Source organism: Streptomyces sp. NBC_00207 (assembly GCF_045160965.1).
In the GTDB taxonomy this organism is placed as follows: Bacteria; Actinomycetota; Actinomycetes; order Streptomycetales; family Streptomycetaceae; genus Streptomyces.
In genome coordinates, this window is sequence record NZ_CP130715.1 from 7,657,655 (window position 1) to 7,670,335 (window position 12,681).

9 protein-coding genes are annotated in these 12,681 nt (G+C 72.4%); 3 read left to right on the forward strand and 6 right to left on the reverse strand.

What is annotated here, in order from left to right; genetic code table 11:
- Nucleotides 1-9: 9 nt before the first annotated feature.
- Both OG472_RS35540 and OG472_RS35545 read right to left on the reverse strand, forming a co-directional pair.
- Nucleotides 10-1,971, reverse strand: coding sequence for a CASTOR/POLLUX-related putative ion channel (locus OG472_RS35540; RefSeq protein ID WP_405942424.1), 1,962 nt, complete (start codon nt 1,969-1,971; stop codon nt 10-12).
- A gap of 155 nt (nt 1,972-2,126) precedes the next feature.
- Nucleotides 2,127-2,714 carry an isochorismatase family protein gene (locus OG472_RS35545; RefSeq protein WP_401605277.1) on the reverse strand — a complete coding sequence of 196 codons (588 nt, stop codon included), beginning with the start codon at nt 2,712-2,714 and terminating at the stop codon, nt 2,127-2,129.
- A 127-nt stretch (nt 2,715-2,841) separates the two neighbouring features.
- On the opposite strand from OG472_RS35545, the gene OG472_RS35550 reads away from it, so the two are divergent.
- Together OG472_RS35550 and OG472_RS35555 are read left to right on the forward strand one after the other, a co-directional pair.
- On the forward strand, nt 2,842-3,402 hold the full coding sequence (locus OG472_RS35550; RefSeq protein ID WP_401605279.1) for a DUF6434 domain-containing protein: 561 nt from the start codon (nt 2,842-2,844) through the stop codon (nt 3,400-3,402).
- A 94-nt stretch (nt 3,403-3,496) separates the two neighbouring features.
- Entirely contained in the window at nt 3,497-4,594 is a 1,098-nt protein-coding gene (locus OG472_RS35555) for an enoyl-CoA hydratase/isomerase family protein (RefSeq protein WP_401605282.1), read from the forward strand.
- On the opposite strand, the gene OG472_RS35560 is transcribed toward OG472_RS35555, so the two are convergent.
- Together OG472_RS35560 and OG472_RS35565 are read right to left on the reverse strand one after the other, a co-directional pair.
- The gene (locus OG472_RS35560; protein ID WP_401605283.1) at nt 4,581-5,342 is read right to left on the reverse strand and encodes a TetR/AcrR family transcriptional regulator; all 762 of its coding nucleotides are present in this window, start codon (nt 5,340-5,342) and stop codon (nt 4,581-4,583) included. The genes OG472_RS35555 and OG472_RS35560 overlap by 14 nt on opposite strands.
- A 70-nt stretch (nt 5,343-5,412) precedes the next feature.
- Nucleotides 5,413-7,680, reverse strand: a complete 2,268-nt coding sequence (locus tag OG472_RS35565) for an ATP-binding cassette domain-containing protein (RefSeq protein WP_401605285.1) — start codon at nt 7,678-7,680, stop codon at nt 5,413-5,415.
- Nucleotides 7,681-7,784: 104 nt separating this feature from the next.
- Here OG472_RS35565 and OG472_RS35570 point away from each other — a divergent pair, with 104 nt between their 5' ends.
- Entirely contained in the window at nt 7,785-8,558 is a 774-nt protein-coding gene (locus OG472_RS35570) for a TetR/AcrR family transcriptional regulator (protein ID WP_405942425.1), read from the forward strand.
- Between the two features lie 5 nt (nt 8,559-8,563).
- On the opposite strand, the gene OG472_RS35575 is transcribed toward OG472_RS35570, so the two are convergent.
- The gene (locus OG472_RS35575; protein WP_405832992.1) at nt 8,564-10,468 is read right to left on the reverse strand and encodes a helix-turn-helix domain-containing protein; all 1,905 of its coding nucleotides are present in this window, start codon (nt 10,466-10,468) and stop codon (nt 8,564-8,566) included.
- Nucleotides 10,469-10,475: 7 nt separating this feature from the next.
- Nucleotides 10,476-11,858 carry an MFS transporter gene (locus tag OG472_RS35580; protein ID WP_405942426.1) on the reverse strand — a complete coding sequence of 461 codons (1,383 nt, stop codon included), beginning with the start codon at nt 11,856-11,858 and terminating at the stop codon, nt 10,476-10,478.
- Nucleotides 11,859-12,681 lie beyond the last annotated feature (823 nt).

A 12,681-nucleotide genomic window follows, 5' to 3' on the forward strand; every position in this document is an offset into this window, starting at 1 on the left:
CCCCGGGCCTCAGCTTTCGGCGAGCACGATCAGCCAGTCGTGCGCGCCGAAGCGGACCCGCTGCCGCTTGTCGGGATTGAGCCGGACCCCGAAGGCGGGGCCCGTGGCGGCCGACGCACGCAGCCGGTAGCCGACCGCGCATTCACCGCGGCGGCGCGCCGACTCGACGAGGGTGGCGAACGACACCTCGCGGCCGGTCCGGACGTAGTCCGCGACCGGCTTCAGGTAGAGCTCGTTCCCCTCCGCCCTGAAGAGCTCCTCGAACACGTCCGCCAGGTAGCGGCTCTCCGAGATCTGGGTCATGAGGAGGCTGATGAGCCGGCCGCTGACGATGAAGTCGGCACCCTCCCGGGCGGGGGCGAGCAGCCGGTTGCCGTCGTCCGACATCTCGGTGGTGAGCGCGAGTTCCCGCTGCGCGGCCTCCCCGATCGCCCGCAGGTGCAGCAGCGTGACCAGCGTCCGGTCGTCCGTCGCGGTGCCGGTGCCGGTGCCGGTGCCGGTGCCGGTGGGGCCGGCGGCCGCCCCCGTTCCGTTCGCCGCCTCGCCGATGACGATCACGCTGTCGTACGAGGGCACGTCCAGCTTCGCCAGGACCTCGGGATCGGTGATGTCCCCGCCGTGGAAGGACACTTCGAGGCGGCTGCGCACCCCGGCGATCTCGGAGGCGGCGTGCAGGGTCGTTTCGCCGCAGAGGGCCACCACGTCCAGGGTGGTTCCGGGGCTCACGAACTGGTCGAGCTGATCCAGGACGAGCGGGGCGCGGCGGTTCCAGCCCAGGAGGAGCAGGCGTTCGGGCAGCGGGGTCCGCGGGCGGGCCGTCACGATCGCGTCCTCGTCCACCCAGGCGCCCGCGTCCTGCGGCACCGCCGTGTCGTCGTCCTCGGAGATGACGACGATCCGGTCGCTCGCGCGGATCACCGTGCCGGCATCCGGGTTGAGGGCGACGCCGCCGTCGGCGCGCAGCAGGCCGACCACCGAGGACGTGGTGAACGCGAGAAGGGCCTCGCCGAAGGTGCGCCCGGCGAGATCACGGGCGGCGGCGGTGTAGAACTCGTCGCCCGCGAAGTCGAGCAACTCCTGGTAGACGAGGGAGAGTCCGGGCTGGCGCGCAGTCTGCACGAGGAGCCGCGCAATGATGTCGTCGACGCACAGGACGTGCCCGCCGGGCCCGGCCGCCAGCCGGGCGGTGAGGTGGTTGCGGGTGTCGCGGACGGCGGCGACCACCACTGCGCCACCGGTGCCGGGAACCGCCGCGTCGAGGGCGAGCAGGGTCTTCACCACGTGGGCGTCGCCCGCCTCCCCGGCAGGAGGCAGGACGAGCACGGCCTTCGCGGTCTGCGGGCTCACGCGGGCCAGCACCGTGGGATCGGTGGTGCGGCCGCTGCGGCAGACGATCCTCGTCGTGCCGGTTCCGGCGCCGCTCCCGGCACCGGGACCCGTGACGAAGGCGGAGATCTCGTCCTCCATCTCCACCTTGTCCTTCGGGGCGAGCACCGCGACGGCCGACCTGCGCTGGTTGGCGTTGGCGGTGACCAGTTCCCCGATCACGGGGAAGATCTGATCGGACCATCCGAGGACGACGGTGTGGCCCGCCTCCAGGACGGTGGAGCGGCCGCGGCGCAGCGACATGATCCGCCCGTTGATGCCGGTGGTGATCAGGCTGACCAGGGTGGACACGAACAGCAGGGCGACCAGGGCGAGCGTCACCGAGGCCAGCACGTAGAGGGGGGAGCCGACCGCGCCGCCGATCTTGAGCGTCTGCCCGACGCTGACCCACACGGCGGTGAGGCGGCCGGAGAGGGTCGTCGGAGCGCCGGGGTCGGCCCAGACGAGCACCGTGCTCGCCGGGATCACGACCGCGAGGCAGGCGAGGGCGAGCCAGCCGATGAGCGCGGCGGTGCCGCCTGCCACCAGATTGTCGAACCGGTACCGGAGGCGCAGCCGCAGGGACTTCGTGTGCTGCTGTGCCATGCGGACTCCCTCGTCTTCCGCGCTGCTAACCCACGGGAGTCCTCCCGGTTACGGGTGAACCGCCCCGGGCGGTCCTGCCCGATGTCGCCTCCGGCCGACCGGGAGCCGCCGGGCCACTCCCCGTACGGCGCCCCCGGCGCCCCGACGGCGCCTGCCTAGGAAGGGGACCGCAGGGCCGCGATGACCTCGTCGGTGCTGCTGACCTTGCCGATGCGCGGGAAGATCTTGCCGAAGGTGTGGGCGTGGGATTCGGGGTCGGTGTCGGCGGTCGCGTCCTCGGCGAAGACCAGGTCGTAGCTGAGTTCCCACGCCGTACGGGCGGTGGACTCGACGCCCGCGCTGGTGGAGATGCCGGCCAGCACGATGCGGTGGATGCCGCGGCGGCGCAGCTGGAGGTCGAGCTCGGTACCGGTGAAGGCGCCCCAGTGCCGCTTGGTGACGACCGCGTCGCCGAGGGCGGCGAGTTCCGCGGGGATCTCGGAGAACGCCGGCGGCGGGGCGGCGGCCGGACCGGGGCGGTCGACGTTGGCGGTGGGCAGGTCGCCGCCGTCGGGGGACCAGGCCACCTTGACCAGGACCACGGGCAGCCGGTGGGCGCGGAACGCCTCGGCGAGCGCGATGCCCTTCTTGAGGATCTCGGGCGCGGGCCTGGCGATGGGCATGCCCAGGATGCCCGTCTGGAGGTCGATGAGGACCAGGGCCGTGTCCTCGCCGAGGGTGAGGCGGTTCGGGTCGTCGGTCATGGGGCCTCCGTCGGGGCGACTGGACTGGACATGTCTGAAGATAAGGGACATTGAGCGGAACCTGTTGGTTGGCTCCATGGTTCCACCGCCGTGTTCACCGTCCGCTCCCGCCCTTTAGAATGGGAACGTGAGTACGAATACAGGGGAATCCCGGCCGGCCCTGACGCCGGCGCTGACCGGGGCGGAGCTGCTGCGCTGGTACTGGACGCTGGCCGAACTGAGCGCCCTGGCGCGCCGGATGGGCCTGTCCGCCGGGGGCGGCAAGGCGGCCGTCACCGCCCGGCTCGCCGCCGCGCTCGACGGTCTCCCCGTGCCCGCCGCCCCGGCGGCCTCCGCGCCCCGCCGCGCCGGGCGCCAGCTCGCCGCCCCCGTCGACGGCTCGACCGTGATCCCGCAAGGGCAGCGGTGCAGCCAGGTGCTGCGGGAGTACTTCGTACGGGAGATCGGTCCCGCCTTCCACTTCGACGCCTTCATGCGGGAGTACGTCGCCGGGCACGCGGGGCACACCCTCGCCGATGCCGTCGCCCACTGGCACGAGACCCGCGCGCGGGCGGCCGAACCCCAGGAGGTCGGCGCCCAGTTCGAGTTCAACCGGTTCCTGCGCGACTGGCACGCCCGGCATCCCGACGGGGCCCGCCCCGAGGCCCTGGCCGCCTGGCAGGCCCACCGGTCCCGCCCCCGCGACTGACGCGGCGCAGCAACGGCGCGGCGAGGCCCGCCCCGGTGGGCACCAGGTCGCCGGGAAGCCCTGCCGGCCCCGGGCCGCCGACATACTGATCGCTGTGAAGAGCGAAGACGACACCGCCGGGAACCCCGGCAGCAACGACAGCACGGTCCTGCTCCACGTCGAGGGCGGGACGGGCGTGGTCACCCTCAACCGCCCCAGGGCCCTCAATTCCCTCACCCACCCCATGGTGCTGCGGATCGACGAGGCGCTCGCCGCGTGGGCGGAGGACCCGGCCGTCCACCAGGTCCTGATCCGCGGGGCCGGGGAGCGCGGGCTGTGTGCGGGCGGGGACATCCGGGCCATCCACGACGACGCCAAGGCCGGCACCACCGCCTCGGCGGACTTCTGGCGGGACGAGTACCGGCTCAACGCCCGCATCGCCCGCTACCCCAAGCCGTACGTCGCCCTCATGGACGGCATCGTGATGGGCGGCGGAGTCGGCGTCTCGGCCCACGGCTCCGTCCGGATCGTCACCGAACGCTCCCGCGTCGCCATGCCCGAAACCGGCATCGGCTTCGTCCCCGACGTCGGCGGCACCTGGCTGCTGTCGCTGGCGCCCGGGGAACTGGGCACGCACCTGGCCCTGACGGGAACCGCGATCGGCGCCGCCGACGCGCTGCTCTGCGGGCTCGCCGACCACTTCGTCCCCGCCGCCCGGCTGCCGGAACTGACCGCCGCGCTCGCCGGCGCCCCCGTCCACGAGGTGCTGCCGCGGTACGCCGCCACGCCCCCGCCCGGTGAACTCGCCGGCCGGCGGCCCTGGATCGACCACTGCTACGCGGCGGACACGGTCGAGGAGATCGTGGAGCGGCTGCTCGCCCAGGGGGAGCCGGCCGCCAAGGAGGCCGCCGAGACGATCCTGGCCAAGTCCCCGACCGCGCTGAAGGTCACCCTCGCCGCCATGCGCCGGGCCGCCGGCCTCGGCACGCTGGAGCGGGTGCTGGCCCAGGAGTTCCGGGTCTCCTGCAACGGGCTGGGCTCGCCCGACCTGGTGGAGGGCATCCGCGCCCAGGTCATCGACAAGGACCGGCGTCCGCGCTGGTCCCCGCCCACCCTGGCCGAGGTCACCGGCGCGGACGTGGAGCATTACTTCGCCCCGCTCGGCGAGGACCGCGAACTGCACCTGCCGCAGGGGGACGTCAGCCGCGGCTGAGCCGGGCCTCCAGGCCGTCCAGGACCCGCTGGAGCCCGTAGTCGAAGTTCTCCTCGCGCAGCAGCGCCGGATCCTTGCCGCGCTTCGCCGCGGCGTGGTCGTGCGTCAAAGGGTGGTCCCCCAGGGCCTCCTGGGCCGCGGGCAGCAGCGACTCCAGCCACTGCGCCTCGCTCTTCCCGCTGCGGGCGAGCAGGGAGAGGTAGGAGGCCTCGCTCGTGGTGGCGCCGATGACGTAGGAGATGACGGCCTTCATCGCGAGCTCCGCCTCGGCCGGCGGGAAGCCGGCGGCCTGTGCCAGCCGCAGCATCCGCTCCGACAGGCGCATCAGGTTCGGGCCCAGGTAGGCCAGTCCGACCTGGCCGAGGACGGAGGCCACCCAGGGGTGGCGCAGGACCATGTCGCGCAGGCTGTGACCGCTGCGCGCGAGGGCCTCGCGCCACGCCCCGGGGTCGGTGATCTCCGGCACCTCCAGCTCGCCGTAGACCTCGTCCACGACCAGCTCGATGAGCTCATCCTTGTTGGCCACGTGCCGGTACAGGGAGGTGGCCGCGGCGCCCATCCCGGTGCCGAGCTTGCGCATGCTCAGCGCCTCGATGCCCTCGGCGTCGAGCAGTCGCACGGCCGCCGCGACGATCTGGTCCCGGCTGAGCGCCGGCTGCTGTTCCTTGCGGCGCGGGCGGGTCCAGACGGAGGGGACCGGGGAGGCGGCGGACGCGCCGGGACTCTGCTGCTTCTCGTCGGCTGGCATGCCACCACCCTAGCGCACGTGCGAACGCCGTACGCATTGCGCGTACGGCGTTCTCAGTGCGTGTCGGATCCTACCCGGGGAAGGAGACGTACTCCCGCAGGTGACGGGCGGTCAGGGTGTCCGCCCCCGCCACCAGGGCCGCCGGAGTGCCCTCGAAGACGATCTCGCCGCCGGCGTGCCCGCCGCCCGGGCCGAGGTCGATCAGCCAGTCGGCGTGCGCCATCACCGCCTGGTGGTGCTCGATGACGATCACCGAGTTCCCGTCGTCGACGAGCCGGTCCAGCAGGGCGAGCAGCTTGTCGACATCGGCCAGGTGCAGACCGGTCGTGGGCTCGTCCAGGATGTACGTCGAGGCCTTCTCCGCCATGTTGATGGCGAGCTTGAGCCGCTGCCGCTCGCCGCCCGACAGGGTGTTGAGCGGCTGGCCGAGCCGCAGGTACGACAGGCCGACGTCGACCAGCCGCCCCAGGATCGCCCGCGCCTGGCCGTCGGAGAAGAAGGCGTGCGCCTCCGCGACCGGCATGTTCAGCACCTCGCTGATGTTCTTGCCGTGGAGCTCGTACGTCAGCACCTGCGGCGTGAACCGCCTGCCCTCGCACTCCTCGCAGACCGAGGCCACCCCGTCGATCATCGCCAGGTCCATGAAGACCAGCCCCAGGCCGTTGCACTTCGGGCAGGCGCCTTCCGAATTCGCGCTGAACAGCGCCGGCTTGACCCCGTTGGCCTTGGCGAAGGCGGTCCGGATCGGGTTCAGCAGCCCGGTGTACGTGGCCGGGTTGGACCGGCGCGAGCCGCGGATCGGCGACTGGTCGGCCACCACCACCCCCTCCTGCCCGGCCAGGTAGCCGTGGATCAGCGAGCTCTTCCCGGAGCCCGCGACCCCCGTCACCACCGCCAGCACGCCGAGCGGCACCTCCACGCTGACGTCCTTCAGGTTGTGCAGGTCCGCCCCCTTGACCGACAGGTGCCCGCGCGGGGTGCGCACCGACTCCCGCAGCCGCGCGCGGTGTCCGAGGTGGCGGCCGGTGAGGGTGCCGGAGGCGCGCAGTCCGGCCACGTCCCCGCTGTAGCAGAGCTGCCCGCCGGCCGTGCCCGCGCCGGGGCCGAGGTCGACGACGTGGTCGGCGATCGCGATGACCTCGGGCTTGTGCTCCACGACGAGCACGGTGTTGCCCTTGTCGCGCAGCCGCAGCAGCAGGTCGTTCATGCGCCGGATGTCGTGCGGGTGCAGTCCGATGGTCGGCTCGTCGAAGACGTACGTGACGTCCGTGAGCGAGGACCCCAGGTGGCGCACCATCTTGACGCGCTGGGCCTCGCCGCCGGAGAGCGAGCCGGAGGGGCGGTTCAGGCTGAGGTATCCCAGGCCGATCTCGACGAGGGAGTCGAGCAGGTCTCCCAGGCCGGTGAGCACCGGGGCCACGCTCGGGTCGTCGATCCGGCGGACGAACGCGGCGAGCTCGCTGATCTGCATCGCCGCGCAGTCGGCGATGTTCGCGCCGTCGATGCGGGAGGAGAGGGCGGCCGCGGAGAGCCGGGCGCCGTGGCAGTCCGGGCAGTCGGCGAAGACGACCGCGCGGTCCACGAAGGCCCGGATGTGGGGCTGCATCGCCTCGCGGTCCTTGGACAGGAACTTCCGGTTGATCCTGGTGATCAGGCCCTCGTAGGTGATGTTGTTGGGGCCGACCTTCACCTTGACCTGCTCCTTGTGGAGTAAGTCGGCCCACTCCTGCTCGGAGAAGTCCTTCAGCTTCTTCTCGGGGGAGTAGAAGCCGGAGGCGGTCGTGACCTGCCAGAGCATGGAGTCCACGGCGTAGCCCGGGACGGTGATCGCGCCCTCGTTGAGGGAGAGTTCCCGGTCGACCAGCTGGTCCACGTCGATGTCGGAGGCCCGGCCGACGCCCTCGCAGCGCGGGCACATGCCCTCGGGGGTGTTGAAGCTGAAGGCGCTCGACGCGCCGATCTGGGGCGAGCCGAGGCGGGAGAAGACGATCCGCAGCATGGTGTAGGCGTCGGTCACGGTGCCCACGGTGGAGCGGGTGTTCGTGCCCATCCGCTCCTGGTCCACGACGATGGCGGCGCTCAGGTTGTGCAGCCCGTCCACGTCCGGGCGGCCCAGGCTCGGCATGAAGGACTGGATGAAGGCGGCGTACGTCTCGTTGATCATCCGCTGCGACTCGGCGGCGATGGTGCCGAAGACGAGCGAGGACTTCCCCGAGCCGGAGACGCCGGTGAAGACGGTGAGGCGGCGCTTGGGGATGTCGAGCGATATGTCCGCCAGGTTGTTCTCCCGCGCTCCGCGGACCTGTATGACCTGGTGACTGTCGGCGGCGTTCTGCACGGAACTCCTCGAATGGCGGTGTCACGAGCTTACTCTCTACATTGTACTCTATACGTTGTACTGAGTTATGGGCCCGAGCGGGCGACCGTGCGGAGGGACCGGACATGGTGAAGGACCGGAGCGGGGCGGGCGACCCCGTCCGCACACTGGAACTGCTGTGGCGCGAGCCCGGAGAGCCGGCGCAGCCCGTGCGGCGCGGCCCGCGGCAGGGTCTCAGCGTGGACGCCGTGGTCCGCGCCGCGACCGCCCTCGCCGACGAGGAGGGCCTGGCCGCGCTGACCATGCGGGCGCTGGCCCGGCGCCTGGGCGTGACGCCGATGACCCTCTACACGTACGTCCCCGGCAAGGCCGAACTGCTCGACCTCATGCTGGACTCGGCCTACGGCCACATGGACCGCCGGCCGGTGGCCCCGGGCGAGCCCTGGCGGGTACGGGTCACCCGCGTCGCCGACGACAACCGGGACCTGTTCGCCCGGCACCCCTGGATCGCGGACCTGGCGGTCACCCGCCCGCCGCTGGGCCCCGGAGTGATCGGGAAGTACGAGTACGAGCTCGCGGCCTTCGAGGGCCTCGGGCTCACCGACGTCGAGATGGACGCCGGCCTCACCCACCTCCTCGGCTTCGTCCACGCCAACGCCCTGGCCGCCGCAGACGACGCCGCCCACAACAGCCGGCAGAGCCAGCAGGACTGGTGGGCCGTCAGCGCACCCCTGCTCGAGCGGGCCCTGGACCCGGAGCGCTACCCGCTCGCCGGCCGCGTCGGCAGTGAGGTCGCCGGATACCACCCGGAGACGATCTGGGCCTTCGGCCTCCACTGCGTCCTGGACGGACTGGCCCGCCTGATCGACTCCAGGCCCGGCCCGGACGACACCCCCTGATCCCCTCAGAGTCCGAGCGTGAGCCGGTGCAGCCGCAGCGCGAGCTGTATCTCGAGGGTCCGAGCCGGGGAGTTCCAGTCCTCCCCGAGGAGCCGGCCGACCCGGTCCAGGCGCTGTACGACGGTGTTGACGTGGACGTGCAGCGCCGCCCTCGTCCTGGTGAGGCTCGCGCCCTGGGCGAAGTACGCGTCCAGGGTGTGGACCAGGTCCGTGCCGCGCTGGGCGTCGTAGTCGAGCAGCGGACCGAGCGTGTCGCGTACGTATCCGAGCAGATCGGCCTGACCGCCGAGGAGCACGCCGACGAAGCCGAGGTCGGACAGGGCCCCGCCCCGCCCGGTGTGTCCCAGGGCGCGCAGGGCCGACAGGCAGCGGTGGGCCTCACCGTGCGCGGCGGACAGGCCCGCGGGCCCCGTGGCCGGTCCCGCGGCGCCGACGGTGACCGGGGAACCCACGGCCTGACCCAGCTCGGCCGCGAGCGCCTTGGCGGCCGGGCCGGGCGCCTCCACCGGAGCGACGAGCACCACGTGGTCGTGGTGGAGCCCGGCGAGAGCGCCGCGTGCCACACCGCTGCGGGCGACCGCCGCGAGGATGCGATGGCGTGACGCCGCGTCGCCGTGCACGGCGAGGACGGAATGCCGCCGGGCCAGATTCACGCCCAGCCGCTGCGCCCTGGCCGTCAGAGCGCCCGGATCCGTGGTCGCGGCGAGGAGATCGGTGAGGAGTTCACCGCGTACCCGGTCCTCCGTCTCCGCTACGGACCGGCGCAGCAACAGCAGCAGCGCGGTGACGACGCTCGCGCGCTCGAACAGCAGCCGGTCGGTGTCCGGCAGACCGGCGCGCCCGGTCAGGGCGATGCTGCCGAGCAGCTCCGGTCCGGCCAGGACCGCGCACACCCAGGTCCCGTCCTGCGCGACGGCCCGGCCGCTGGCCCGGGAGGCCTCCACGGCCGCGGCGGGCGGAGGCACGGGCCCGGTTCCGGCCCGGGCGAGCTCGGCTCCGTGGGAGTCGTGGAGGACGATCGCGCCGTCCAGGATGGCGGCGATGGCGGCCGCCACCTCGTCGGCTCCGCCACCGCGCAGGACCAGGTCGGTGAGCTGGTCGTGGGCCTGCTCCGCGCGGCGCACGTCCGCGCTGTGGGCCCGGATGGTCTCCGAGGCGGAGTTGAGGTCGGCCAGGGCGGCCCGGGTCTCCTCCAGCAGCCGGGCGCCGTCGATCGCGATGGCGGCGTGGTCGGCCAGAGAGGAGAGCAGCGCCACCTCTTCCGGGGAGAACTCCCGGGTGGCCCGGTCCGCCGCGTACAGCACGCCGATGATCCGGGCGCCGACGCGCAGGGGCACGCCCAGGATCGCCCGCAGCCCCTCCTGGCTGACCGCGCCGTCGATGGCGGACGTGTGGTGGAACCGGGAGTCGGCCTGGTAGTCGTCCGTGGCGTAGGGACGGGCGGTCTGGGCCACCAGGCCGCCGAGCCCCTCGCCCATGCCGAGCCTCACCTGCTGGAACGCGGCGGCGACCGACCCGTCCGTGACCCTCATGTACGTGTCGCCGGCGGCCTCGTCGTTGAGGGAGAGATAGGTGACGTCCGTGCCGAGCAGCAGCTTGGCCCGGTGCACGATCGCCCGCAGCACCGCGTCCAGATCGCGCAGCGCGGCCAGGTCGCTCGCGGTGTCGAACAGCGCCGTCAGCTCCGCCTCGCGCCGGCGGTGCTGGCTGAGGGTCCGCCGGATGCGCAAAGCCACGCCGGTGGCCTCGGCGATGTCGGCCAGCTCGTCCGCCGGGGCGCCGGCTTCCCGGGCCTCGGCGGAGGGGCGGCCGTAGTCCTCGGCCGGTGCCCCCTCCGCCAGCAGGTCGAGCAGCCGGCGCACGGCGGTGTGGGAGTGCTGGGTGCCTGGTGCTGTCACGGCGGGGAGCATACGGGGATCAGCTGCCGATCGGCTCGGAGTCCCACCGTTTGCGGCCCGGCTCCGCGGCGGAGGGCGGGCCGTCCTCGGCCAGGTCGCGGCCGCGTGTCTCCCTGGCCGCCCAGACGGTCACCGCGGTGACGAGCGCCGCGAGGCAGAGGTAGAGGGAGACCGGGGTGGACGTGCCGTACTCCTTCAGCAGTTCCACCGCGATGATCGGGGCGAGCGCGCCTCCGACGATGGAGGCGAGCTGGGAGCCCATCGAGGCGCCGGAGTAGCGGACCCTGGTGTCGAACATCTCGGAGATGAAGGCGGCCTGCGGGCCGTACATCGCGCCGTGGAACAGCAGACCGACGGTGACCGTGAACGCGATGGCGGGGAAGGACCGGGAGTCGAGCAGGGCGAAGAAGGCGAACGCCCAGCCGGCCATGCCGAGCGCGCCGATCAGGGTGACCGGGCGGCGGCCGAGGCGGTCCGAGAGCGCCCCCCACATCGGGATGGTGACGAAGTGGACCGCGGAGCCGATCAGCACCGCGTTGAGCGCCTCGCTCTTCGGGAGCTGCAGGTGGACGGTGACGTAGACGAGCAGGAACGCGGTGAGGACGTAGTAGGAGATGTTCTCGCCGAAGCGCGTGCCCATCGCGGTGAGCACCTCGCGCCAGCTCTTGCGGAACACCTCGACGACCGGGAGCTCGTCCTTGACGCCGGCCGCCGCCTGCTCGGCCGCCTTCTCCCGGGCTTCGAGGAAGACCGGGGACTCGGTGACCGAGATGCGGATCCACAGCCCGATGACGACGAGCACGCCGGAGAGCAGGAACGGGATGCGCCAACCCCAGGCGAGGAAGGCCTCGTCGGACTGGACCGCGGCGAGCAGCGCCAGGACCCCGGTGGCGAGCAGGTTGCCGCCGGGAGCACCTGCCTGCGGCCAGGAGGCCCAGAAGCCGCGGCTCTTGTCGCCGCCGTGCTCGGACACCAGCAGGACCGCGCCGCCCCATTCGCCGCCCAGGGCGAAGCCCTGGACCAGGCGCAGCACGGTCAGCAGGACGGGAGCGCCGACGCCGATGGAGGCGTGGGTCGGCAGCAGGCCCATCGCGAAGGTGGCCCCGCCCATCATCAGGAGGCTGAGCACCAGCAGCTTCTTGCGGCCGATCCTGTCGCCGAAGTGGCCGAACACGACTCCGCCGAGCGGCCGGGCCGCGAACCCGACCGCGTACGTCAGGAAGGCCAGCAGGGTTCCCACCAGCGGGTCACTGGAGGGGAAGAAGAGCGTGTTGAACACGAGCGCGGCCGCCGAGCCGTAGAGGAAGAAGTCGTACCACTCGATGGTGGTCCCGACGAGACTGGCGGCGACGATCCGTCTGATGCCGGACGGAGCCTTCGGGTCGGTTGCGGGGTAGGCCATGTGCACCACTTCCAGGGTGTCTGCGGGGACGTCGGGTGTGGGCACAACGTAGGAGTCCGCAGGTCGGTGGCATATGTGGCCGACCATCACAATCAACCCCACTTGAGTGTGCCAGACCACCACCCGTCCCGAACCGATCCCCTGGGACCCTTCCGGAAGCGGGTGGGAGGACCCTGTCGGAATTGGACGCCGTTCCGGTCCCCGGAACGAGGTTCTTGATCTTGGGGTCGCGTCCCATGCGGAGCAGGGCGTGGTCAAGTCCGGCCGGACGAATGCCGACCCTTTGCCGACTATGCTGACGAGTAGTTAGATTCCTGCATTGGAAGCTCGGGCGGTGTCGTCCAGCAGAGCGACGGTACGGCGGGGCGCGGGGTCGGGGACTCTCCGGCTGTCACGGCCGGTTCCGGGTGGTCTCTCGCCCGAGGTTGTGGCCGGCTTGCGGACTGTCGCGCAGGCCGGGGCGGGACGTTGTGGGTAGTCGACAATGCGCGGCGTTGAAGCTGCCACCGCTACTTGCGGCCGGGACGCGGCTCGCCGGGTCGCCATACGGGACGGCGGCGACTGGGGCGGATCACCCCCGCGTTGGCGGGGAGGACGTGGCGAAGATGGCGATCCGCAGGGCCCGCATCGGAACACCTCCGCGCAGGCCGCCTCGGGACCATCCGAGGCCGTGGTCGGTCGGCTCGACGAAGACGCCGCCGGGCGGCTCATTTTGGAGATCCCCCTTTTCGCCGCCCCCGCGGTGTGCCGGTGGGCCCGGCAGACGGTGGAGTCGACGTTGACCTCCCAGGTGATCAGGCCCTTGGCGTCCGCCTCGGCCTGG